The sequence below is a fragment of the Microbacterium rhizosphaerae genome (genome assembly GCF_034120055.1).
Classification (GTDB): domain Bacteria; phylum Actinomycetota; class Actinomycetes; order Actinomycetales; family Microbacteriaceae; genus Microbacterium; species Microbacterium rhizosphaerae.
Map to the genome: position 1 here is coordinate 3,846,744 of NZ_CP139368.1, position 24,179 is coordinate 3,870,922.

Genomic DNA, 24,179 nt, shown 5'->3' on the forward strand with positions numbered 1-24,179 from the left:
GACCCATAGACTCGGCGCCATGAGCGCCCGCCTGCTGTACGTCTGCGTGCGTCCTCAGCGCGGTGCGGGCGAGGCCGAATACGAATCCTTCCGCAGCGCGGCGGGGCTCGCGGCCGACGAGATCGACGCGCTGGACCTCGTCCGCAATCCGATGCCCGACCTGGACGCGTACACCGCCTACATGGTCGGCGGCAGCCCCTTCAACATGACGGATCCCGAGACGTCGAAGACCGAAGCGCAGAAGCACGTCGAAGCCGGCCTGGCGGAGCTGGCGCAGGCGGCGGCCGACGGCGGTCCGGCCGCGCTGTTCACCTGCTACGGCATCGGGATCGCCACGAGAACGCTCGGCGGCGAGGTCAGCCGGGCGCACCCCGAGGACACCGGGCCGACGGTCGTCGCCCTCACGCCCGAGGGCGAGCGCGATCCGCTCTTCGGCGACCTCGCCACGCGGTTCACCGCCCTGACGGCGCACAAGGAAGGGTCGTCGACCGTGCCGCCGGGCGGCGTGCTGCTGGCGCAGGGCGATGCGTCCGCGGTCCAGGCGTACCGCTACGGCGACCGGCTGTACGCGACGCAGTTCCACCCGGAGGCGACGACCAAGGCGTTCACGGAGCGCATGGCGATCTACCGCGACGACGGGTACTTCGCCTCCGCGGACTACGAGGTGCTCGCCGCCCGCGTCCTCGCGACATCGGTCACCGAGCCGATGCGCCTCGTGCGCGCCTTCGCCGGGCGGTTCGGCTGACTCAGAAGAGGCCGGCGAGGGGCACCAGTGCCTCGTCGACGATCTCCGCCGGCGCGCGCGGGTCGTCGCCACGTGCCCACCACACGAGCGCCGCGTAGGACGCACCGCCGATCGCTCCGGTGAGTGCCGCGATGCGCAGGCTGTCGGCAGGCAGACCGAGCGCCTCGGACACGTGCGCGGCGAGATGCTCGCCCATCCGCTCCTGCAGCTCGGAGCCGACCGCGGCGAGCGCCGGGCTCGAGTCGATGAAGCGCAGGCGCAGGCGCGTCGCATCCGGTTCCGGGCCCAGGGGGGCGAGGGATGCCTCGTACCCCGCGCGCACCCGGTCGAGCAGCGGCAGATCCGCGGCGGCCGCCCACGCCGCCTCGAAGCGTTCGTCCGCCTCGGAGGCTCCGCCCCACACGAGCGCGCCCTTGGACGGGAACCAGCGGTAGAGCGTGCGGCGACTCACGCCGGCGGCCTCCGCGACGTCGGCCATCGTGACCTCGTCGATGCCGCGGGCCGCGAACAGACGCAGGGCCGTGAGCGCGATCGCCTCGGGGTCCGCCTCGACCGGGCGACCGGGCCCTCTGCCTGCTGCCATGCCGTACATCCTCGCAGTGCGGCCGCGACGGCCGGGAACGCCGCCCGGAAGCCTCGAGGGATTCTCTCGGGAATCAATTATGGCACCGAGTGTTATATTTCGATGGAGGGGTGGACCCGCCGCCCCGGAAGGAGACACATCCCCATGAGCACCGCCATCGTCCCGGGCCGATTCGAGGGCAGGACCGCCGTCGTCACGGGCGCCGGCTCCGGCATCGGCAAGGCGACCGCCCTGCGCCTGCTGGCCGAGGGAGCGACCGTCGTCGCATCCGACATCTCCGCCCCCCGTCTCGAGGAGCTCGCGGCCGAGGTCGGCAGCGCCAAGCTGAAGACCGTGCCCGGCGATGTCGCTGCGGCCGACACGATCGACGCGATCCTCGCCGCGGCCGACGGTGTCGTCGACGCGCTCGCCAACAACGCCGGCATCATGGATGCCTTCCTCCCGGTCGGCGAGCTCACCGACGAGATGTGGGACCGCGTCATGGGCGTCAACGTCACCGGGCCGATGCGCCTGACCCGCGCCGTGCTGCCCGGCATGCTCGCGCGCGGCGCGGGCGCCATCGTCAACACGGCGAGCGAGGCCGGCATCCGCGCCTCCGCCTCGGGCACCGCGTACACCGCATCGAAGCACGCGGTCATCGGGCTGACCAAGAGCACCGCGTTCTTCTACGGCCCGCAGGGAGTGCGCACGAACGCCGTCGCGCCCGGCGCGGTCATGACGAACATCGAGGCGCCGTTCCACTCGGAGTTCGCCGCCGGCCGCATCGGTCCGATCATGCAGACCACGATTCCCGGGGCCGCTCAGCCGGAGGAGCTCGCCGCCGCGATCACCTGGCTGCTCAGCGACGACGCATCTTTCATCAATGGCGCGATCCTCATGGCCGACGGCGGCTGGTCGGCCGTCTGAGCGTCAGGTCGCGCCCTGCGGCGGATGCCGCAGGAGCTCGACCCGCTCATCGAGGTAGCCGGCGAGCGGCGCGAAGCCGCCGGAGCGGCTCCAGCGCACGACCGGCTCGCCGTCGCGCAGCGCGAGCGGACCGGAGCTGCCGCCCCGCTCGACGGCGCCGAGGTCGAGTTCGCGCCAGCCGACGTGCACCGTCTCTCCCTCGGCGAAGCCGCCCCGCCGGGCGGCCGCGGCCAGTGCCGCGCGCTGCCGCTGCGACTCGGCGGCGAACCCCCGGCGCACCTCTTCGCGCGCCCGGAGGATCTCGCCCGTCTCGAGGACGCCCTCGTCGGTCAGCAGCAGCACGCCGAGATGCCACGCGGCGCCGCGCGGAACGATCCGCGCCGCGCGCGGGACGCCGAGAATCCGCCGTCCCGGCAGGAGCTCGCCGAGCCGCTCCTGCGGCGCGCCGGCCAGCCTGCCGCGCGCGATGTCGAACAGCTCGCGGAGCCCGGTCACAGCTTCTCTTCGGCCACTTCGGCGGCCGGATCGACGCGCTCGTGCCGCAGCGACATCCCGATGAGCGGGTAGACGAGCATCGACAGCATGCCGGCGCCGACCAGGACGGCCGCGGCGCTGCTCGGAATGATGTGCTTGTCCACGCCGATGCCGGTGACGGCGACGATGATCGGCAGCGCCGTCGCACCGAGCAGAGCGATCGATATCCGATCGCGGGCGCCGGAGCCGGCCGGAGCGGCGAGCATCGACGGCACGCCGCGCACGAGGAGAAGGGCGAGCGCGGTCGCCGGCACGAGGGCGAGCAGCACGGGGGTCTTCAGCAGGGATGCGAGATCGAACGTCACCCCCGTGTAGATGAAGAAGATCGGCACGAGGAAGCCGAAGGCGACGGCCTCGATCTTGCTCTCCACCTGCTCGCGCAGGTGCTCGTCGGCATCCCGGATCATGAGCCGCCAGACGATGCCGGCCGTGAACGCGCCGAGCAGCATGTCGATGTCGAGAACGAGGCTGAGGAACACGAGCGCCGCGAGGATCAGCAGGACGAGCCGCACGGCGAACTGGCCTGAGGTGTGCAGCGTCGACGTCACGAAGCCGTGCAGGCGCCCACGCGGGGCCCTGAAGGCATACCAGACCGCGCCGGCGGCGATGAGGACGAAGAGAGCGAGCACGATCGTCGCCCGTCCCGGCGAGCGATTGCCCAGGAAGATCGAGATCGCAACGAGCGGGCCGAACTCCCCGACCGTGCCGAGTGCGCCCACGGCGCGCCCGAAGGGCGTCTTCAGCTCTCCCGCATCCCGCAGGATCGGCAGCAGCGCGCCGAGCGCGGTCGACGCCATCGCGATGCCGATGATGATCGCGGGCTCCCCGGGCGCGATGATCCAGCCGACCGCGACACCGACGGCGAGGCTGATGAGCCACCCGAGTCCTGCTCGACGGCCCGTGCGACCCCGCAGCGCCTGGAACTCGATCTCGGTGCCGGCGACGAAGAAGAGCATCGCGAGCCCGAGCTGCGACAGCGTGTGCATGAACGCGGTCGGATTCGCCCATCCCAGCACGCTGGGTCCGAAGACGATGCCGAGCACCAGTTCGAAGACGACGACGGGGATGGGGACCCATCGGCCGAGGCCGCGGGCCAGCAGCGGCGCGAGCACCGCGGCGAGAGGGACCAGCACCAGGTCGAGGCCGAAGTCCATTCCGCCAGGGTACTGAGCCTGCTCGTCGCGCGGGGGCGGTCGCCGAACAGGTGCGGCGCCGATCAGCGCAGGGTCACGGCATCCCAGTGTCCCGGCTCGGCGAATTCCGCGTACCGGACGTCGATGCCGTCCGCGCTCGTCGAGGCCGCGCACAGGAGCGTCGACAGGGTCGGATAGCCCAGTGGCCGGTTGTCGCGCACGATCGCACGCTCGTCGTCGGGATCGACGCCGGCCGATGCCCGGAGCACCTCGAGCCACGGCACGAACCAGTCCGGGCCGTCCGTCGGCGCGAGGGCGAACGCGTCGCGCCAGGCCGCGATGCGCGCGGTGGCGGGGTCGTCGAGACCCTCGTGGGCGATCATGTGGGTGCCGGGCGGGATGCGGGTCTCCCCCCGCTCCACGCCGTCCCACGTGAGGACGCTCGCGCCCGAGGCATCCACTGTCACGAGGTTGAACCCCGCGGTCGCCGCCGTCGGCGCGATCGGGATCCCCGCCACCGCGTCGAGCGGGATGCCCCCGCGGGAGATCAGCTGCACGCCGTCCGGCGGCTCGGGGCTGCGGCGGTTCAGCAGCACCGCGAGGCGGTGGGATGCGAGGTCGGCCGCGAGCCACGCCCCGCCCGCGCGCCGGTCTCGCACGCCGACGACACCCGGGCGATCGGGCCAGTTCTCACCGAGCGGCATCCATCCCCGGTCCGGATCCTCGTCGCGCACCGCGAGGAGCCGAACCGGCCCCTCGCCCGGCTCGGGCACCCGGATGACGACCGTGCACATGTTCCCTCCCGCGTGCACCCGCGTGGGAGGATCGACACGTGTTCGTCGTCGTCGCAGTCACGGGCGGGATCGCCGCATATAAGACGGTACAGGTCGTGCGCTCGCTCGTGCTCGCCGGGCACGAGGTGCACGTCGTCCCCACCGAGAACGCCCTCCGATTCGTGGGCGCACCGACGTGGGAGGCGATCAGCCGCCACCCCGTGACCGCGAGCGTGCACGACGACGTCGCCGCCGTGCGGCACGTCGCGCTCGGGCAGGCCGCCGATATCGTGATCGTCGCTCCCGCCACGGCGAACACCCTCGCCAAGATGGCCGCCGGCCTCGCCGACGACCTCGTCGGCACGACCCTCCTGGCCACGACGGCGCCGGTGGTCGTCGCCCCCGCGATGCACACCGAGATGTGGCGGCACCCCGCCACGGTGGCGAACATCGAGACACTGCGGGCCCGCGGCGTGCACATCGTCGGACCCGACGAGGGCGCCCTGACGGGCGCGGACGTCGGTCCCGGGCGCATGTCCGAGCCGGACGAGATCGTCGCCCGCGCGCTCGCCCTCGTCGAGGGCCGCCGCGACCTCGCGGGCCTGGTGGTCGTGGTCTCGGCAGGCGGCACGCGCGAGCCCCTCGATCCAGTGCGCTTCCTCGGCAACCGCTCGAGCGGACTGCAGGGCGTCGCCCTCGCCCGCGCGGCCGCCGAGCGCGGCGCCGAGGTCAGGCTCGTCGCGGCCCACGTCGACGACGGAGTCCTGAGGGATGCCGCATCCCCTCGCATCCGCCTCACCCGCGCCGGGACGGCGGCAGAACTGGGCGACGCGGTGCGCGCGGCATCCGTCGGCGCCGATGTCGTCGTCATGGCCGCCGCCGTCGCGGACTACCGACCAGTCGACGTCGCCGACGCCAAGCTCACGAAGGAGTCGGTTCCCGGACCGCGCCTCACGCTCGAGCTCGTGCAGACGGAGGACATCCTCGCGCGCCTCGTCGCCGATCGGACGGATGGTGCGCAGACGATCGTCGGCTTCGCAGCCGAGACCGCGCCGACCCGTGCGGAACTGCTCGAGCGCGGCCGGCGCAAGCGCGAGCGCAAGGGCGTCGACCTCCTCGTCGTGAACGAGGTCGGCTGGAGCCTCGGCTTCGAGAGCGGCGACAACGCGGTCGTCGTCATCGGTCGTCGGGGCGAACCGATCGCCGAGGCTTCCGGTTCGAAGCGCGCGGTCGCCGACGCCGTCTGGGACGCGGTCCTCGCCGCCCGCGCGTGACCTCGCCGCAGACCCGGATACAGCGTCCGAGAACCGTGCGGGAAACCGACGATCAGCACGGGTGACCGGCCGGGGGTCCCCGAGTATCGTCGGGTGGGAGCCCAACGGAGGTCTTTCATGTCGCTCACAACCGAACCCGTCGCCCGTACCGACGCCGAACTGCAGGCCATGGCCCGCGAGCATCTGTGGATGCACTTCTCGCGGCAGTCCACGATGGAGCGCGACGGCGTGCCCATCATCGTCCGCGGCGAGGGTCATCACATCTGGGACTCGAACGGCAAGCGGTACATCGACGGGCTGGCGGGCCTGTTCGTGGTCAACGCCGGCCACGGCCGCAAGCGCCTCGCCGACGTCGCCGCGAAGCAGGCCGAGGAACTCGCCTTCTTCCCGATCTGGTCGTACGCGCACCCGGCCGCCATCGAGCTGGCCGATCGCCTGGCCGGCCTCGCCCCGGGCGACCTGAACCGGGTGTTCTTCTCGACGGGCGGCGGTGAGGCGGTCGAGACCGCCTTCAAGCTCGCCAAGTACTACTGGAAGCTGCAGGGCCGCCCCACCAAGCACAAGGTGATCTCGCGGGCCATCTCGTATCACGGCACGACGCAGGGCGCACTGGCCATCACCGGTCTGCCGGGCATCAAGGGCATGTTCGAGCCCGTCACCCCGGGCGGCTTCCGCGTGCCGAACACGAACTTCTACCGCGCGGCCGAGATGGGCGCGCCGGCCGACGACATCGAGGCGTTCGGCGTCTGGGCCGCCGACCGCATCGAGGAGATGATCCTCTTCGAGGGCCCCGAGACGGTGGCCGCCGTGTTCCTGGAGCCGGTGCAGAACTCGGGTGGATGCTTCCCCCCTCCCCCCGGCTACTTCCAGCGCGTGCGCGAGATCTGCGACAAGTACGACGTGCTGCTCGTCAGCGACGAGGTCATCTGCGCCTTCGGTCGTATCGGCGAATACTTCGCGTGCAACGCGTACGGCTACCAGCCCGACATGATCACGTTCGCGAAGGGCGTCACGAGCGGCTACGCGCCCCTCGGCGGCACCATCATCTCCGACAGGATCTACGAGCCGTTCCGGCACGGCGACACCGCGTTCTACCACGGGTACACGTTCGGCGGGCACCCGGTGTCGTCGGCCGTCGCCCTCGCCAACCTCGACATCTTCGAGGAAGAGGGTCTCAACGCCCACGTGCGGGAGAACTCCCCGCTCTTCCGCGCCGAGCTGGAGTCCCTCAGCGACCTCCCGATCGTCGGCGACGTCCGCGGCGACGGCTACTTCTTCGGCATCGAGCTGGTCAAGGACAAGCACACCCGCGAGACGTTCGACGACGACGAGGCCGAGCGCCTGCTGCGCGGATTCCTGTCGAAGGCCCTGTTCGACGCGGGCCTGTACTGCCGCGCCGACGACCGCGGCGACCCCGTCATCCAGCTCGCTCCGCCGCTGACGATCGGGCCGTCCGAGTTCGCGGAGATCGGCCAGATCCTGCGCGGCGTGCTGACGGAGGCGTGGACGAGGCTCTGACGGCGACCGCTCAGTGCGGCAGGCTGCCGTCGTCGGTCTGAGCGGGTGAAGGGACGTAGTCGAGCGGGCGGGATGCGGTGATGGCCGCACCCGCCCGTTCGTACAGGTAGATCTCGCTGCTGTGCAGGCGCACGGAGCCGACGCGGATGAAGCCGGTCGCCTCGATCTCCTTCACGCCGTAGGTGTCGACCGAGGTCGCATCGGCGTACTCGACCACCCACACGCGGCTGACGTCGGCCAGCCGTCCCCGCTGGATGACCTTCGCGATCGGAAGCGTCGCATCCGCCCAGTTCGCGACGTCGTAGTAGGGCTTCGACAGGCTGACGTCCTTCACATTCGCGAAGCCGGCGGGGTAGGCGCGCATCGCGAGACGCGTCTTGCGCGAGGGCCGCACGCCCTCGTCGAACACGATCGCGTCGCCCTGACGGGCCTCGGCGCCGATCGTGTCGCTGATCTGGGACCAGTCGCTGTTGTTCTTCGAATACGGAGTCCGCTGCGCGGCCCAGACCGGCGCGGTGAGGCCGCCGAGCGCGATCGCGAGGAGCACGCCGGTCGCCGTCGCGAGGAACGCCGGGCCTCGCAGGCGTCGCATGGCGTCCGATCGCCGCGCCGCCTCGCGCACGAGAACCACGAGCTCGCGCACGCCGAGCACGATCGCCACCGCCACGGCCGGCGCGCACATCGTGAGGTACCTCGAGGTGAAGGCGGGGATCGCGGCGTTCAGCAGCTCGAGCAGGATGAACGGCGCGAACGCCCAGGGCAGGACGAGGGCCTCGAGCGTGTCGGACGGCGTCCACGCGACGCGACGGATGCGTCGCACCGTGAAGCCGATCACGGCGACGAGCGACAGGCCCCAGCCGAGGTACGCGAGAGGCACGCTGGAGAAGAACGCGCCGGGAAGCACGACGCCGAGGCTCGCGTCATCCCGGTACGCGAGGAACGAGATCTGGGAGTGCTCGGATGCGGCGAGCACGACGAACGGGAGCGCGACCGCCGCCGCGATCGCACAGGTCTTGAGCCAGGCCCGCCACACGACGCGGGCCGACCGCAGCAGCGCGAGCGACATCGCATGCGCGACGGGGATGATCGCGAGGTAGAGGAACAGCTGCGTTCCGAGCGCCAGCAGGATGCCGTACCCGATCCATCCCCACGCCTCTCCCCGCATCGCTCCGCGCTGCGCGGAGCCTCGGGCGCGTGGGCCCAGCCGGTCGCCGTGGCGGGAGCGGCGGACGGTCGCGGCGAGGATCACGGTGAGCCACACCGCGATGGCGGCGGTCATCGCATACGAGCGCGCCTCCTCGCCCGCGTATGTCATGCGCGGCAGCACGGCGCACGCGAGTCCCGCGACGACCGCGAAGGGCGTGGAGGAGAAGCGCCGAACGAGCACGACGATGCCCGCGGCGGCGACACCCGCGGCGAGCGCGCTCGGGAACCGGATCGAGAACGGGCTGTCGCCGAACGCCGAGATCCAGATGTGCAGGAACACGTAGTAGCCGGCGTGCACGGCATCCACGTGGTTGATCATCGACCACAGGCTCGGCAGCGACCGCTCCGCGGACAGCAGGGACGCGGCCTCGTCTCCCCACAGGTTCGGGATCCACGAGCCGACGACCGCCACGGTGAAGGCGACGAGGCCGACGACGACCGCGGGCAGGGCCTCGCGCAACGCGCGCGACACGCGCCGAAGGAGCCCCACCTCAGCAATCGGCATTGATCGATGACACCACACCGGCCTTAACGCACGCTGAAAGCCGCCGGGACGCAGCGATGTCCCGGCGGTGGGGCGGCGATGCGCGCCCGAGGCTTTTCCAAGGTGGGTGCGGAAGACTGAGGGGATGCCGCCCTCCCCTGCCCGACTGATCAACACCGCCTGGCAGCGCGTCGCGAAGAACGCACGCCGTCTGCGCCGCGCCGGCACCGCCGACCGCAACGCGTTCTACCGGTCACGCCCGGTGCGCCCGGACACGGTGCTGTACGAGTCGTTCGCCGGCAACGGGATGCTGTGCAACCCGGAGGCGATCTTCCGCCGGCTGCTGCATGATCCGGATTTCCGCCGCCTCACGCACATCTGGGCGCTGGATGACGCGGCGGCCGAGGCCGCCTTCGCCGCAGAGTTCCGCCACCACCCTCGGGTGAGGATGGTCAAGCGCGAATCCGGCGCGTACTGGAAGGCGCTGTCGACGAGCCAGTACCTCGTGAACAACGCGACCTTCCCGCCGCAGTTCGGCAAGCGGCCCGGACAGGTGTATCTGAACACGTGGCACGGCACGCCGCTGAAGCACATGGGCTTCGACATGCCCGACGGAGCATACGAGTCGGCGAACACGCTGCGGAACTTCCTCTCGGCGGACTACCTCCTCGCCGCCAACGACTTCATGGCCGAGGGCATGTATGAAGACGCCTACCGCCTGCACAACGTGTATCCCGGCCGGATCATCACCGAGGGCTACCCGCGCATCGACCGGCAGTTCCTCTCGCCGGGCGAGGATGTGCGCACCCGCGACGCGCTGCGCGCGCACGGCCTGGAGCCGGGCGACCTGCCCATCGTGCTGTACGCCCCCACGTGGCGCGGCACGTCGTTCAGCGACCCGGCCGACGACCTCGACGCGCTGGCCGCGCAGACCGCGGCCCTGCAGGCCGCGCTGGGCGCCGGCATCCGGGTGTTCCTGAAGACCCACCAGGTCGTACACGGCCTCGCCGCGCAGCGGCCGGACCTCCAGCGGCTGCTCGTGCCGAACACGATCCCGACGAACGTGCTGCTGGGTGCGGCAGCCGGCCTCGTGACGGACTACTCGTCGATCTTCTTCGACTACCTCGCGACCGGCCGGCCCATCGTCTTCCTGACGCCGGACGCCGAAGACTACAACGACAACCGCGGCACCTACTTCCCGGCCGACGAGCTGCCCGGCCCCGTCATCGCCGACGCGACCGAGGCGGGCATCGCCCTGCGCGCGCTGATGGAGGGCCGCGAGGAGCTCGTGCCGGGCTACGCGGACTGGAAGGCCCGGTTCACGGGATACGACGACGGGGATTCGGCATCCCGCGTCGTCGACATCGTGTTCCGGGGCCGCACCGACGGCTACCGCGTCCGCGCCGCGCGCACCGACGGCCGCAAGCGCCTGCTGATCTTCCTCGGCGGCATGAAGTCCAACGGCATCACGACCTCGGTGCTGAACCTGCTGAACGCGATCGACCACCAGAGATACGACGTCACGGCGCTCATGCCGCTCGTGCGCAAGCGCACACTTCGCGAGAACCAGCGGCACGTGCATCCCGCTGTGCGCCAGGTGTTCCGCATCGGCGGCATGAACGGATCGAAGGTCGCCCAGCTGAGGCGGAAGGCCGACGACTGGCGGGGCACCGCGCCGCACCCGCACGAGGACACCCGGCACGCCGATCTGTGGAACGACGAGTGGACCCGCGTGCTCGGCGACGCGCAGTTCGACTGGCTGGCGGACTTCAGCGGCTACAGCCCCTTCTGGTCGAACCTCCTCCTGCGATCCCCCGACATGCCGCGGGCGATCTGGCTCCACAACGAGATGGCCGCCGACCGCCGCCGCACGGTGGACGGCAAGCAGCGGTTCTTCCGCAGCCTCGGACTCGTGTTCTCGCTGTACCACTCGTACGACAAGCTCGTGTCGGTCTCGCCGCTGCTCACCGAGCTCAACCGCGCCGAGCTGGAGGAGTATGCGCCCGCCGACCGGTTCGTCACAGTCCGGAACCTGCCGAACGTCGAGCGGGTCGCACGCGGCCGCGCCGTGCCGGTCCTCGATCTCTGGAACGACGTGGAGGGCGACGAGGACGAGGAGATCGAGCCGCCGGCGTGGGCCGCGCAGCTCGCCGACCCCGCGCGGACGGAGAAATGGTTCGTCACGGTCGGCAGGCTGTCGCCGGAGAAGAACCAGGCGCGCCTGCTGCGCGCGTTCGCGAAGGTGCACGCGCAGCGCCCCGACACGCGGCTGCTGATCGTGGGCGGCGGTCCCCTCTCCGGCGACCTCGAGGCGCTGATCTCGGAGCTCGGATTGACGGATGCCGCGTTCCTCGGCGGCGAGCAGAGCAACCCCTTCGCCATCATGGCGGCGGCCGACTGCTTCGTGCTCTCGAGCCGCTACGAGGGCCAGCCGATGGTGCTGCTCGAGGCGGCGCTGTGTGACCTGCCGATCGTGTCGACGTCGTTCGCGTCGGTCCGCGACGCACTGCCCAACGACACGATCCACGCGGTCGCGCAGAGCGACGAGGCGCTGCGCGACGGCATGCTCGCGTACCTGGACGGCCAGGTGGACGCCAGCCACCTCGACATCCCCTCGTACGTGCGCGAGGTGCTCGGCGAACTGGACGCCGTCATCCACGGAGCCGCAGCCGCGCCCCCAGCCGCGCGGGCGGAGGACGCCGCGCGCACCGATCCGATCGGAGCCGCTGCGGACTGACATGACGACGACGCTGCTGGCGCTCTTGCCCTCGGTCGTCGGGGTGGTGGTGCTCGCCGCCCTGGCGACGGGCGTGCTGTTGGCGTTCCGCGTGCGCGGGGCCTGGTCGCCCAGCACTGCGATCCTCCGCGGCGCGCTGCAGCTCGCCATCCTGAGCGTCATCCTCACCGGGATCATCTCGAGCTCGATCTGGATCGCGCTCGCGCTCGTCGTGATGTTCTCCGTCGCCTCGACGGTCGCCGCCCGCCGCATCGGCTGGACGATCCGCACCGCGGGGATGACCGCGTCGTCGATGGCGGCCGGCATCCTGATCTCGCTGACCGTCGTGTTCACGAGCGGTGCGCTGCAGCTCACCCCGCGCTACGCCCTGGCGATCGGTGCGATCGTGATCGGCAACTCGATGTCGATCGCGACGCTCACCGGGCGCCACTTCGTCTCGGGGACGGTCGATCGCTGGGACGAGGTGGAGGCGTGGCTGGCTCTCGGCGCCACGCCGCGCCAGTCCACCCTGGAACAGGCGCGGCGTGCCGTGCGAGAGGCGCTCGTGCCCACGATCGACCAGACGAAGACGACCGGGCTGGTCGTGCTGCCCGGCGCCTTCGTCGGCGCGATCTTCGGCGGGATCTCGCCCCTCGAGGCGGGGCGATTCCAGCTCGTCGTGCTCGCATCGATCATGGCCGCGGGCGCGGTCACGGCGGTGCTCACGGTGCTGTGGCTCGGACCGGTGAAGGTCAAGCCCACGGCCGTGCGCTGACGCCCGCTCGCCGTCTCAGTCGCTGTCGCGGACGTCGCGGACGAAGTTCGCGACGTTGAGGCGCATCGTCTCGATGCGGCGCTGCCGCGCGGCCTCCACGTCATACCCGAGGTAGGCGGGGGGCGGCGTGCGCCGGGCGTTGACCTGGCACTCGAAGCCCTCGCAGACGAGGGTACCGACGGTGTTGCCGTTGCGGCCCGACTTCCCGGCGCGCCGTGCGGCGTAGAAGACGACGTCGTTCGGCAGGGTGACATCCTCGCACCACGAGCACTGGGCACGGGTGCGCGGCTTGGACTCGCCGCGGCGGAGCTGGATGCCGACGGCCTGCCCGTCGAGCTCGACGACGACGTAGCCGACGCCCGCGAGCTTGGCATCGCGCCAGCCGAGGTAGTCGAGGTCGTCCCAGTCGAGGTCGGCCCAGGCGGTGGGGAGCGTCATGACGGTGCGCTCGCGCTGCGAGGCGTTGACGAAGGCGGCGCGAAGCTGCTTCTCGGTGAGGGCGTGCATGGAGGATCCTGTTTCTGCGGGTGGGCCCGATCGGCCCGGGGATGGGATGAGCACGACGACGCCGCGCACCGAGGGCCGACGATCGGCCACGGTGCGCTGCGGAGCGGGGTCATCTCATGCCGGCGAAGACGCCGCCGACCCCCTCCTCCCGCCCGAAGGGCAGTTCAGCTGCAGAAAGCACGTCGTCCAGTCTCGCACGACCTGCCGGGAGAAGGTCAGGCCCCCGCGGTGCGCGTCGACTGACGCACGACGAGCTGCGTCGGGATCGGCGTGTCCTCGGTGAGCGTGTCCGGCTCCTCGACCGCGAGCAGCACCTTCTGCATCATGAGGTGGCCGAGGGCCGCGAAGTCCTGGCGGATCGTCGTGAGCGGCGGGTACAGGAACGCCGCCTCCGGGACGTCGTCGAAACCGACGACGCTGACGTCCTCCGGCACGCGCAGGCCGCGCTCGCGCAGGGCCGAGAGCAGCCCGATGGACATGTGGTCGTTCGCGGCGAAGATGGCCGTCCCCGGGGCGATCTCGACGCTGGAGCCGAAGCGGTAGCCGCTCGCCGCGCTCCAGTCCCCCGCCGACGGCTCGACGATCTCCAGGCGCCGAGCCGCGAGCTCGTCGCGCCAGCCGCGCACGCGCTCGACGGCGTCGGGCGCCTGCGGGGGCCCCGCGACGTGCAGGATGCGGGTGTGCCCGAGCTCGGCGAGATGCCGCACGGCTTGCCGCGCACCCCGGTACTGGTCGATCGAGACGAGGTGCCGGCTGCGTCGCTGCGTCGCCGCCGCGGCGACGACCGGGATCGACAGGTCGATGCCCCGGACGCTCTCGAGCGCCGCGAGATCGACCACGACGAGCACGATCGCGTCGACGCGCTGGCGCAGCAGGCCCTCCACCGCCGAGCGGACCCCGACGGCGGGGTCCTCGTCGAGGACGCTGACCGTGTCGACGTTGTAGCGCGCGGCCCGCGCCGCGACGTTGAAGTGCATCGCGATGGCCGTCGGCCCGTACTCCAGCGCTCCGGGGGTCACGAGCCCGATCGTGCGGGTGCGCCGCGTGACGAGCGCCCGGGCGGCGGGTGACGGGCTGTACCGCAGCTGGGAGATCGCCTGCTCGACGCGCGCCCGGGTCGCCGGCCGCACGTTCGGCAGGTCGTTGATCACGCGCGACACCGTCTGGTGGGAGACCCCGGCGAGACGGGCGACGTCGAAGATGTTGGCGGCGCGCGCCGGCGTGTCGTCGGTCACGTCACTCCTCGTCGTTCTCGGCCGCGGCGGACGAAGGTGCGGCAGCGTCGGACGGGGGTGCGGTCGCGTCCGACGGGCGTGCGGTCGCGTCCGACGGGCGTGCGGTCGCGTCCGACGGGCGTGCGGTCGCGTCCGACGGGCGTGCGGTCGCGTCCGACGGGCGTGCGGTCGCGTCCGACGGGCGTGCGGTCGCGCCCTCGGCCGATGCCTCCGCATCGTCGGGCTGCGCGACCATGGCGAGCAGCGAGTCGACGGTGAGGTCGTCGGAGGCGACGGTCTCGACGACGCGGCCGCCGCGCAGGATCGCGACCCGGTGCCCGACACGCAGCACCTCCTCGAGCTCCGCCGAGATGAACACGACGGAGAGCCCGTTGTCGGCGAACTCGCCGACGAGGTTCTGGATCTCGACCTTGGCGCCGACGTCGATGCCGCGCGTGGGCTCGTCGAGCACCAGCAGGCGCGGAGACAGGGCGAGCAGCCGAGCCAGCAGCACCTTCTGCTGATTGCCGCCGGACAGGGTCGCTGCCGGTCGGTCGAGATCGGCGGGACGGATGCCGAGTGCCTCGACCCAGCTCGCGGCCAGCTCTCGCTGGCGCGATCGGCGCAGCCGCCGCCAGATGCCGCGCTGCGCCTGCAGCGACAGCGTGATGTTGTCCTGCACGCTCAGCTCGCCGATGATGCCCTCGGTGCGGCGGTTCTCCGACGAGTAGACGATGCCGAGGTTCACGGCCTGGCGCGGCCGGCCGAAGCGCCGCGGCGTGCCCTCGATGCGCAGGATGCCGGCATCCAATCGGTCGACGCCGGTGAGCGCCCGCGCGAGTTCCGTCCGACCCGAGCCGAGCAGCCCCGCGACGCCGAGGACCTCGCCCTCTGCGAGCTCGAGGTCCGCGTCGACGATGCCGGTGCCGACCGTCAGCCCGCTCGCGCTCAGCAGCGAGCGCTCGCTGTCGTCGAGCGTCTCGGACCGCGGATGCGCCAGGTGGTCGGGGATGGTGCGGCCGAGCATCTTCTCGACGAGGTCGATGCGCAGCAGCTCCTTCGTGAGGTACTCCCCCACGAGCCGTCCGCTGCGCAGCACCGTGACGCGGTCGCAGATCTCGTAGACCTGATCGAGGAAGTGCGACACGAACAGGATCGCGACACCGCGCTTCTTGAGCTTGCGGATGACGCGGAAGAGCTCGGCGACCTCGTCGACGTCGAGGCTCGAGGTCGGCTCGTCGAGCACGAGCACCTTGACGTCGGTGGAGATGGCGCGAGCGATCGCGACCAGCTGCTGGACGGCCAGGGAGTGCGAGCCGAGCGCGGACGCCGGGTCGATGTGCAGGCCGAGGCCGGCGAGGACGGATGCGGCGTCCTTCCGCATCTGCCGGAAGTCGATGCCGCCCCACCGGCGAGGCTCGCGGCCGAGGGCGATGTTCTCCGCGACGGAGAGGTTCGGCAGCAGGTCGATCTCCTGGTAGACCGTGCTGATACCGGCGCGCTGGGCCTCCGCGGGCGACGAGAAGCGGACGGCCTCTCCCTCGAGCCGCACGATGCCGGCGTCGAGGGCGAGGGCTCCCGTGAGCGCCTTGATGAGCGTGGACTTTCCGGCGCCGTTCTCGCCCATGAGCGAGTGCACCTCGCCCGGGAACATGCGGAAGTCGACCCCGTCCAACGCCGTCGAGCCCTGGAAGCGCACGGTGGCTCCCAGGGCTTCGATGACGGGCACGGGCGTCGGCATCCTCTTATCGTGCCGGATGCGGACCGTCTCGCAGTGCACGCCTCCTCATCGTCGGCGCGTCCGGGTGACGATCAGTCGCTGGACCACCACGAACACGAGCAGCAGGATGCCGATGATGATCCGCATCCATGCCGTGTCGGCGCCCATGAAGCTGATCGCCACCTTGATCAGGCCGTAGACGAGCACGCCGAACAGCGACCCGAGCACGTAGCCGCTGCCGCCGCTGAGGAGCGTCCCGCCGATGACCACGGCGGCGATCGTGTCGAGCTCGGTGCCTATGCCGTTCAGGCTGTAACCCGCGCCCGTGTAGGCGGTGAAGACGACCCCGGCGATACCGGCGCACATGCCGCTGATGACGTAGACGAGGAACTTGGCGCGGGCGACCGGGAGCCCCATGAGGCGAGCCGACTGCTCGTTGCCGCCGACTGCGTACACCGTGCGGCCGAAGCGCGTGCGGCTGAGCACCCACAGCGCGACGCCGACCGCGACGAGCGAGAGGATGACGCTCGGGGTGATGTACCAGCCGCCGGGTGCCTTGAAGCGTGCGGACTGGATCCAGGCGAACACCGGGTTCGACACCTGGATGGCCTCGAGGCTGACGACGAACGACAGGCCGCGGGCGAGGAACATCGCCGCGAGCGAGGCGATGAACGGCTGCACGTCGAAGACCTGCACGAGCACGCCGGTCATCGACCCGATGACGGCGCCGCTCACGATCATGATCGGGATGACGACGGCCACCGGGATCCCGTCGTGCAGGAGCCGCGCTCCCAGGATGCCGGTGAAGGCCATGACCGATCCGACCGAGAGGTCGATGCCCCCGGTGAGGATGACGAAGGTCATGCCGACCGCGAGGATCAGCAGATACGCGTTGTCGAGGAAGAGCGAGGACAGCAGGCGCGGCGACACGAAGGTGCCGAAGTACAGCTGGCCGGCCAGCAGCATCGCGAGGAAGATCGCCACCGCCGCGATGACGGGGACCCACCCGCTGTGCCTGGAGCCGAAGGAGCGCAGTCCCGAGGCGAAGCCCTCGACGGGAGGGGTGGTCGCGGTCGTCGCGCTCATCGCGCCTTCCCTTCGCCTGCGCCGACGAGCGCCGGCGTCTGTTCGCTGTCTCCCACGGGTGCGGGGGTGGATGTCGGGGTCTGAGTGCGCTGGCTGCGGCGCGAGCGGAACCACGACCGCACACGCGCGGACTGCGCAAGGCAGACGATGACGATGACCGCTGCCTTGAACACCGGCGTCACGGCCGGCGGCACGCCGAGGAACGTGATCGTGGAGGTGAGGGTCTGGATCGTGTAGACCCCGATGACGGTTCCCGCGATGGTGAACCGGCCGCCGGTGAGCAGCGTGCCGCCGAGCACGACGGCGAGGATCGCGTCGACCTCGATGTTGAGCCCCGCCGCGTTGGCGTCGGCGGCCATGATGTTCGAGCTGTAGAGCACTCCCGCCATGCCGGCGAGAAGGCCGCTCGCGGCGTAGGCGCCCCAGATGATCCCCCGCGACCGGACGCCGGCGATGCGGCTCGCCGTCGGGTTGATGCCGACCGCCTCGGTCAGCATGCCGAGTGCCGTGCGGCGCTCGACGAGGGCCACGATGACGATGACGGCCACCGCCACGAGGAAGGCGAACGGCATCCCGAACACGTATCCCTGCGCCATGAACTGATACGGGACGCTGTTGATCGTCGTGATGTAGCCCTGCGTGATCAGGAGCGCGATGCCGCGGCCGGCGAGCATCAGCACGAGCGTCGCGATGATCGGCTGGATGCCGAGCACCGAGACGAGGAAGCCGTTCCACACCCCGAGGAACAGGGTCGTCAGGACGCCGGCGACGATCGCGACGGCGAGTACCCCGAGGTCATCGGGTCGCGGTGACGCCTTGATGATGGTGAGGCTCACGGCGCCCGACACCGCCATCAGCGCGCCGACCGAGAGGTCGATGCCGCGTGTGGCGATGACGATCATCATGCCGAGCGACACGAGCATCAGCGGCGAGCTGTTGCGCAGGATGTCGACGATCGAGCCGTAGAGCTGCCCGTCGCGGACGGTGATGCTCAGGAACGAGGGGCGGGCGATCGTGTTCAGCAGCACGAGGGCCAGCAGCGCGCCGATCGGCAGCGCGAGCCGGTGCGTGATGATCTTCTTCAGCTTCATGCGGCGTCCTCCTTCAGACGCGCTGCGGTATCCGGGAGCGCCGCATCGCCCTGCGCGATGATGGCGACGAGGTCGTCGACATCCGTGTCGGCGGTGGTGGTCAGTTCGCCGATCTTACGGCGATCGCGCATCACGACGATGCGCTGCGCGAGACGCAGCACCTCCTCGAGCTCGGACGAGATGTACAGGACCGACATCCCCTCGGCCGAGAGGCGGGCCACGAGCCGCTGGATGTCGGCCTTCGCGCCGACGTCGATCCCGCGCGTGGGCTCGTCGAGGATCAGCAGTTCAGGGGCGGTGGCGAGCCAGCGGGCGAGGACGACCTTCTGCTGGTTGCCGCCCGACAGGTTGCGAACGCGGGCGTTCGGATCGGCGGGACGGATGCCGAGCGCCGAGATGTACTCCGAGACGACGGCATCCTGCTCCGACCTGCTCACCTTGCGGAGCCAGCCGCGCTGGGCCTGGATGCCGAGCACGATGTTCTCGGCGACGGTGAGGTCGCCGACGATGCCCTCCTCCCGGCGGTCCTCCGACGTGAAGGCGATGCGCGCGCCGATGGCGTCGCGCGGCCTGCCGATGCGCACCGGGTCGCCGTGGACCTCGATCTCGCCGGCATCCGCCCGATCTGCGCCGTAGAGGAGGCGCACGAGCTCCGTGCGCCCGGAGCCGAGAAGGCCGGCGATGCCGACGACCTCCCCGTCGAAGACGTCGAGGTCGACAGGCTGGATCGAGCCGCGCTTGCCGACGCCCGTCGCGCGAAGCACGGGAGCTCCGTGGCGATCGATGATCCGCTCCGCGGCGTCGATGGACTCGAGCTCGTCGAGCTCGCGGCCGAGCATGAGCGCGACCAGCTGGGTGCGCTCGAGCTCCGCAGCCGGGTACTCGCCGACGAGGCGGCCGTTGCGCAGCACGGTCAAGCGATCCGAGATCTCGTAGACCTGGTCGAGGAAGTGCGTGACGAACAGGATGGCGACGCCGCGATCGCGCAGGTCGCGCATCACGGCGAACAGCTGCTCGACCTCGCCGCGGTCGAGGCTCGAGGTCGGCTCGTCCAGGACGAGCACCTTGCAGTCCGAGACCATGGCTCGGCTGATCGCGACCAGCTGCTGGACGGCGAGCGAGTGGCTGGCCAGCGGCGAGCGCGGGTCGATCGTGAGGCCGAGCCCCTCGAGGTGCGAGCGGGCGGCCGCGTGCGTGCGACGCCAGTCGATGCCGAACGCGCCGCGGATCTCCTGGCCGAGCATGACGTTCTCACCGACCGAGAGGTTCGCGCAGAGGTTGACCTCCTGGTATACGGTCCAGACGCCGGCATCCTGCGCATCCGCCGTCCCGCCGAAGACCCGGCGCTCGCCGTCGACCTCGATCGTGCCGCCGTCGATGCGGTAGACGCCGGTCAGCGCCTTGATGAGCGTGGACTTGCCGGCGCCGTTCTCACCCATGAGGGTGTGCACCTCACCGGCGCGGAGGCTGAAGTCGACCTCCTGCAGCGCCTTGACGCCGGGGAATTCGATCGTGATGCCACGCATCCGGATGACGCTGCGGCGGTCGTCGCTGACCATGACTGCCTTTCTCACGAGTGCGGGGAGGACGCGGCGTGCGCGCCCTCCCCGGTGTGCTCAGTACTTGCGGGTGGGCAGGGCCTGCTTGGCCTGCTCCTGGTCGAAGGCCTGGTCGGTCGCGGTCTGCTTCTTCTCGACCGCCTTGCCTGCCAGGACGTCCTTGACGGTCTTCGCCACGGTCGGGCCGAGCAGCGGGTTGCACTCGACGACGTAGTTGAACTGGCCGTCCGCGAGGGCCTGCAGGCCGTCGTGCGTGCCGTCGATCGTGACGATCTGGATGTCCTTGCCGGGGGTCAGGCCGGCCGCCTTGATGGCATCGAGCGCGCCCAGGCCCATGTCGTCGTTCTGCGCGAACAGGAGGTTGATGTCCTTGCCGTACTTCTGCAGGAAGCCCTCCATGACGGTCTTGCCGTCGGCGCGTGTGAAGTTGCCCGTCTGGGAGTCGAGCGTCTTGATCTGGGTGCCCGAGATGGCGGAGCTGAAGCCGGTCGAGCGGTCGATGGCGGGAGCCGAGCCCGTCGTGCCCTCGAGCACGACCATGTTGGTCGCCTTGTCACCGAGGTTCGTCTTGGCCCAGGCTCCGGCGGTCTCGCCCTCCTTCTTGAAGTCGTCGCCGATCCACGCCTTGTAGAGGTCGCTGCTGCCGTCGATCGTGCGGTCTTCGAGGATGACGGGGATGTCCGCGTCCTTGGCCTCTTTCAGCACGTCGTCCCAGCCGGTGGTGACCACCGGAGCGATGACGATGGCGTCGACGCCCTGGTTGATGAAGCTGCGGACGGCCGCGATCTGGTTCTCCGGCTTGTTGTCGGCGGCGTTGAAGATCAGCTTGAAGCCGTTCTTGGCCGAGAAGGCGTCCTTCATGGACTCCGTGTTGGCGCTGCGCCAGCCGCTCTCGGATCCGGTCTGGGCGAAGCCCACCGTGATGACCTTGCCGTTGGAGCCGCTGCCGCCCTTGTTGCTGGCGTCGGCTGCGCCGGAGCACCCCGTCGCCGCGAGCGCCACGACGCCCAGCAGCGCGAGCCCCGCGATGATGCCCTTCTTCACTGCAAACCTCCTTGTTAGATCCGGCCCCTGTGCCGGATGTGCTGTGCGGACGCCGAGGTCCGTGATTCAGAATGTTAGCCTTCACATTCCCATCACATACAAGATGTTAGCGGTAACAGTTTGGTAACGAGGATGTCACACTCTCCGGTGCCGCGCGCGGGTTTCCGCGGGTCGCCAGCCTGGGGCGGTGCCTTCCGTGAGCGATCACACCGCGGCAGATTTCCGTGCGGCGTGCCCTTCGGCGGCGCCGTGCTGTTCTCGCCGCGCGGCCGGAATCGCCGCGCACGCGTGCGCAACGCCGGTTCCCGGCTGCGTGCACGGCTGCGCATCGCCTGTTTCCGGCTGCGTGCACGGCTGTGCGTCGTCGGTTCCCGGCTGATCGGGCGGCCGATCGACGGCTCCGCGGCGGTTCCGGGTCTCCGCATCCGGCACGATGGATGCGGAGGACACCGACGATGACCAGCAGCGACACCAGCGCGCGAAAGAGCGGCGACGGGTACCCCACCGTCCCCGAGAGCGGCGACGGGTACAGCACCGTGCGCGAAAGCGGCGACAAGTACACCGTCGCCACAGACGGCGCCTGCAAGGGCAACCCCGGGCCGACCGGCTGGGCCTGGGTCGGCGAGGACGGACACTGGGCCGCGGGGTCTCTCATCTCGGGGACCAACAACATCGGCGAGCTGCTCGCCCTGCTTTACGCGCTGCGCGACCACGCCGACGTGCGCGACCTCGTGATCCAGGCGGATTCCCGGTACGCGATCGACACCTACACGAAGTGGATGTCAGGGCATGCCCGCCGCGGGTGGAAGACGGCATCCGGGTCTCCGGTCAAGAACCGCCAGATCCTCGAGCAGCTGATGGAGGCCCGCGACGCTCGGAAGGATGCGGGACTCCCTGAGGCCGTCCTGGAGCACGTGCGCGGCCACGCCGGGCACGTGCTCAACGAGTGGGCGGACGAACGCGCGGTGCGTGCCGCGGCCCATGCCGAGAAGGGAACCGAGAGCATCTGGTCGTCGCTCGGCGCGCAGGAGCGCATCGACGTGTCGACTGCTCCCAAGAAGTCGCGCTGAGCCACAGCCGGAGGCACTCCTCAGCCGGAGGCACTCCTCAGCCGGCCGTGGGGCTCTTCGCGAAGAGTCCCACGATGCCGGCGACGGCGGCAGTGGCGATGGGCCATGCGCCCGAGGCCAGGTCGGACTTCCCCATGAGGATCAGCACCACCGCTGCCACGATGCTCGCGAGCGCGATCACGAGGACGCCGATGATGAGCGTCATCCAGAGCTTCATCCGGTCGGCCTCGCTGGTCGGCTGCGTTGTCGCGGGCGCGACGGGCGCGGGCATGGTCGGGGCCGGTGCCTTGGCCTTCCCGCGAGTGATCGACAGCGTCGTCATGATGCACCTCCGCTCCGATGGCGTGTCATCGATCAGGAGGCGCGCGAGCATCTCCCTGATACCCGCGTGCGATAGGCGAGGGCGTCCTCGACTCGACTCTGACGTGGCGCCTCGATCCGAGGCGTGCGGGCACGCGGCTGCTCCTCGTGCACGACCGCCTCGACCAGTCGACGCCGCTCCGCCGCACGGCGTTCGCAGGCATGGGCCGCGGCTGGCCGGATGTGCTCGCGCGCATCGCCGCAGTCGTCACCGCGGAGCAGTCCTGGTCAGGCTGCATAGTCGAATCGCTGACGTCCGCCGAGGCGAGGCGTTCGGGCCGGATCTGCGTGGGCGGGCGGCAGGAACCACACCGCGGCGGCCACACCTCGACCATCGATCAGAACGTCCCAGCCCGTTGTCGTGAATTCGGTGATGGCAGGCCTCGCACAGGAGCACGAGATTGGCGAGGTCTGTCGGACCGGCGTCGCGCGTCCACCACCGGATGTGGTGCGCTCTCGTGATGCCGGGAGGAGCCCCACACATCGCACAGCCACCATCCCGCTCGACGAGTGCGAGGCGCTGCGCGCGGGTCGCGAACCTCTTCTCACGACCCCAGTCCAGGAGTTCGCTGTGGGCTTCGAATACGGCGGCGATGACGCCTCCGCCCGCCGCCATGCGCCGCGCCGTACTGGCCGTGACGGGCTGATCGATTCCGTCGATCGTCGCCGCACCGGTCTCCGTGAGCAGCTCTTGGAGCGTGATCCGCACGATGACTGTCGCACCGGCCACGGGCTGTTCGGTGTGGGCGCAGGCAAGATAGTGCCGCGCGAGGAGCGCGAGGGCGTCGGCCTGCCGTTGTGGAAGAGTCCGTGGCGCGGTCTCCCCCTCCGGTCGTGGCTGGGACTCGTCCGGGATTCCCGAAACGAAGCCGTCTGCTGCACGGTTCGCCGGGCGGGGGTCGTCCCCCGATCGGAAGTCAGCGCTCACGAGGGCTTCGATGGCGGTCACGATGGGCGAAGCCGTTTCAGAGTCGAAGACGCCATTGAGGTGGACCAGCCCATCGCGCTGATAGACGCGGAGCGAACGCGCGTCACGAAGCTCGGCCTCCCGAGACGCGACACCCTGCGGATCGAGCTGCGCCTCCGCGCGGAGGAGGATCTTCCGCAGCTGATCGAGCGACAACCCCGCCGCCTGATCGACCAGTGTGCGCTCAGCGGCATCCACGCCAGCCCGTGTCGCCCGGCGGCCCACCTTGTCCAGAAGGGCGATGATCGCATCGGCCGCTTGCGCGCCGATCTCACCGGTCTTGAGCGCCTCGGCGACGGCCGGCCGCCGAGCAGGCATGGTGTCGCCGAAGACTGCGCGCGGTGCCGTGGCGTCGCCGATCCGCAGGAGGCGCGCAGCATCCGCCGTCGACGTGCCGCTCGTCGCCGCGATGAGCGCCGTGGGAGACCGGTGACCCTGCTTCTTCGCAAGTGCGTCCGCACCCAGATCCACGCTCGAGGCGCGTGCGATCTGCGAGGCGACCGCGGCATGGACGGCATCCAGTCGGCGTCGAAGCAGTCCAAGCGCGTCGTTCACCGCGATGAGGTCTGGCTCTGGGAGCTCCATCGCGTCCTGCCGAGGACCCCAAGCAGCCTCCGCAGCGGCCAGCGCTGCGGACAGACCGGTCAGAGGTGAGTCCATGCGTCTATAGTACATATGTTCGAGGCTAGATTCAAATATTTGTTCTAGTGGAGTGGGTGCCCCAGCGTTCGGGGGCGACCCGTTTCGTCTCGCTCCGCTCGCTCAACGATCGGGGGGCAACGCCGGCCGCTCGCTCAACGACCGGGGCACGACCCGAACAGGCAACCCGTTTCGTCTCGCTCCGCTCGCTCAACGACGGGGGGCAACACTCGCCCCTCGCTCAACGACCGGGGGGCAACGCCGGCCGCTCGCTC

Annotated in this window: 21 protein-coding genes; 7 read left to right on the plus strand and 14 right to left on the minus strand. The window is 70.6% G+C overall.

Annotation, left to right across the window (positions count from 1 at the left end):
- Positions 1 to 19: 19 nt before the first annotated feature.
- Positions 20 to 745 carry a glutamine amidotransferase-related protein gene (locus SM116_RS17450; RefSeq protein WP_320942233.1) on the plus strand — a complete coding sequence of 242 codons (726 nt, stop codon included), beginning with the start codon at positions 20 to 22 and terminating at the stop codon, positions 743 to 745.
- Between the two features lies 1 nt (position 746).
- Here SM116_RS17450 and SM116_RS17455 read toward each other — a convergent pair whose 3' ends face one another.
- Positions 747 to 1,328 carry a TetR family transcriptional regulator gene (locus tag SM116_RS17455; protein WP_320942234.1) on the minus strand — a complete coding sequence of 194 codons (582 nt, stop codon included), beginning with the start codon at positions 1,326 to 1,328 and terminating at the stop codon, positions 747 to 749.
- 144 nt (positions 1,329 to 1,472) lie between these two features.
- Between SM116_RS17455 and SM116_RS17460 the strand changes: the two genes are divergently transcribed.
- On the plus strand, positions 1,473 to 2,234 hold the full coding sequence (locus tag SM116_RS17460; RefSeq protein ID WP_320942235.1) for an SDR family oxidoreductase: 762 nt from the start codon (positions 1,473 to 1,475) through the stop codon (positions 2,232 to 2,234).
- Positions 2,235 to 2,237: 3 nt separating this feature from the next.
- Here the strand turns inward: SM116_RS17460 and SM116_RS17465 are convergent, their stop codons facing one another.
- The 3 genes from SM116_RS17465 to SM116_RS17475 form a co-directional block, all read right to left on the minus strand.
- Positions 2,238 to 2,729: a glutaminase gene (locus SM116_RS17465; protein ID WP_320942236.1), complete on the minus strand. Its 492-nt coding sequence runs from the start codon at positions 2,727 to 2,729 to the stop codon at positions 2,238 to 2,240.
- On the minus strand, positions 2,726 to 3,922 hold the full coding sequence (locus SM116_RS17470) for a cation:proton antiporter (protein WP_320942237.1): 1,197 nt from the start codon (positions 3,920 to 3,922) through the stop codon (positions 2,726 to 2,728). The genes SM116_RS17465 and SM116_RS17470 overlap by 4 nt, the downstream gene beginning before the upstream one ends.
- A gap of 62 nt (positions 3,923 to 3,984) precedes the next feature.
- Entirely contained in the window at positions 3,985 to 4,695 is a 711-nt protein-coding gene (locus SM116_RS17475) for an NRDE family protein (RefSeq protein WP_320942238.1), read from the minus strand.
- Positions 4,696 to 4,733: 38 nt separating this feature from the next.
- On the opposite strand from SM116_RS17475, the gene coaBC reads away from it, so the two are divergent.
- Positions 4,734 to 5,948, plus strand: coding sequence for a bifunctional phosphopantothenoylcysteine decarboxylase/phosphopantothenate--cysteine ligase CoaBC (gene coaBC / locus SM116_RS17480; RefSeq protein WP_320942239.1), 1,215 nt, complete (start codon positions 4,734 to 4,736; stop codon positions 5,946 to 5,948).
- A gap of 117 nt (positions 5,949 to 6,065) precedes the next feature.
- Positions 6,066 to 7,466: an aspartate aminotransferase family protein gene (locus SM116_RS17485; protein WP_320942240.1), complete on the plus strand. Its 1,401-nt coding sequence runs from the start codon at positions 6,066 to 6,068 to the stop codon at positions 7,464 to 7,466.
- A 10-nt stretch (positions 7,467 to 7,476) separates the two neighbouring features.
- On the opposite strand, the gene SM116_RS17490 is transcribed toward SM116_RS17485, so the two are convergent.
- Positions 7,477 to 9,177, minus strand: coding sequence for a glycosyltransferase family 39 protein (locus SM116_RS17490; protein ID WP_320942241.1), 1,701 nt, complete (start codon positions 9,175 to 9,177; stop codon positions 7,477 to 7,479).
- A gap of 124 nt (positions 9,178 to 9,301) precedes the next feature.
- Here SM116_RS17490 and SM116_RS17495 point away from each other — a divergent pair, with 124 nt between their 5' ends.
- Positions 9,302 to 11,893 (plus strand): glycosyltransferase, encoded by a 2,592-nt coding sequence (locus tag SM116_RS17495; RefSeq protein WP_320942242.1) that lies wholly within the window; start codon positions 9,302 to 9,304, stop codon positions 11,891 to 11,893.
- 1 nt (position 11,894) lies between these two features.
- Positions 11,895 to 12,647, plus strand: coding sequence for an ABC transporter permease (locus tag SM116_RS17500; RefSeq protein WP_320942243.1), 753 nt, complete (start codon positions 11,895 to 11,897; stop codon positions 12,645 to 12,647).
- A gap of 15 nt (positions 12,648 to 12,662) precedes the next feature.
- On the opposite strand, the gene SM116_RS17505 is transcribed toward SM116_RS17500, so the two are convergent.
- From SM116_RS17505 to SM116_RS17535, 7 genes are all read right to left on the minus strand, one after another.
- Entirely contained in the window at positions 12,663 to 13,154 is a 492-nt protein-coding gene (locus tag SM116_RS17505; protein WP_320942244.1) for an FBP domain-containing protein, read from the minus strand.
- Positions 13,155 to 13,369: 215 nt separating this feature from the next.
- On the minus strand, positions 13,370 to 14,389 hold the full coding sequence (locus SM116_RS17510; RefSeq protein ID WP_320942245.1) for a LacI family DNA-binding transcriptional regulator: 1,020 nt from the start codon (positions 14,387 to 14,389) through the stop codon (positions 13,370 to 13,372).
- Position 14,390: 1 nt separating this feature from the next.
- Positions 14,391 to 16,109 (minus strand): sugar ABC transporter ATP-binding protein, encoded by a 1,719-nt coding sequence (locus SM116_RS17515; RefSeq protein ID WP_320942246.1) that lies wholly within the window; start codon positions 16,107 to 16,109, stop codon positions 14,391 to 14,393.
- 45 nt (positions 16,110 to 16,154) lie between these two features.
- Positions 16,155 to 17,174, minus strand: a complete 1,020-nt coding sequence (locus SM116_RS17520; RefSeq protein WP_320942247.1) for an ABC transporter permease subunit — start codon at positions 17,172 to 17,174, stop codon at positions 16,155 to 16,157.
- Complete coding sequence (locus SM116_RS17525; protein ID WP_320942248.1) at positions 17,171 to 18,265, minus strand: ABC transporter permease; 1,095 nt, start codon at positions 18,263 to 18,265, stop codon at positions 17,171 to 17,173. The genes SM116_RS17520 and SM116_RS17525 overlap by 4 nt, the downstream gene beginning before the upstream one ends.
- Positions 18,262 to 19,824 carry a sugar ABC transporter ATP-binding protein gene (locus SM116_RS17530; RefSeq protein ID WP_320942249.1) on the minus strand — a complete coding sequence of 521 codons (1,563 nt, stop codon included), beginning with the start codon at positions 19,822 to 19,824 and terminating at the stop codon, positions 18,262 to 18,264. The genes SM116_RS17525 and SM116_RS17530 overlap by 4 nt, the downstream gene beginning before the upstream one ends.
- A gap of 57 nt (positions 19,825 to 19,881) precedes the next feature.
- Positions 19,882 to 20,868, minus strand: coding sequence for an ABC transporter substrate-binding protein (locus tag SM116_RS17535; RefSeq protein ID WP_320942250.1), 987 nt, complete (start codon positions 20,866 to 20,868; stop codon positions 19,882 to 19,884).
- Between the two features lie 455 nt (positions 20,869 to 21,323).
- Here SM116_RS17535 and SM116_RS17540 point away from each other — a divergent pair, with 455 nt between their 5' ends.
- On the plus strand, positions 21,324 to 21,938 hold the full coding sequence (locus SM116_RS17540; RefSeq protein ID WP_320942251.1) for a ribonuclease H family protein: 615 nt from the start codon (positions 21,324 to 21,326) through the stop codon (positions 21,936 to 21,938).
- A 37-nt stretch (positions 21,939 to 21,975) separates the two neighbouring features.
- On the opposite strand, the gene SM116_RS17545 is transcribed toward SM116_RS17540, so the two are convergent.
- Together SM116_RS17545 and SM116_RS17550 are read right to left on the minus strand one after the other, a co-directional pair.
- On the minus strand, positions 21,976 to 22,260 hold the full coding sequence (locus SM116_RS17545; protein WP_320942252.1) for a hypothetical protein: 285 nt from the start codon (positions 22,258 to 22,260) through the stop codon (positions 21,976 to 21,978).
- A gap of 246 nt (positions 22,261 to 22,506) precedes the next feature.
- Entirely contained in the window at positions 22,507 to 23,925 is a 1,419-nt protein-coding gene (locus SM116_RS17550; RefSeq protein ID WP_320942253.1) for an HNH endonuclease, read from the minus strand.
- Between the last annotated feature and the right edge of the window lie 254 nt (positions 23,926 to 24,179).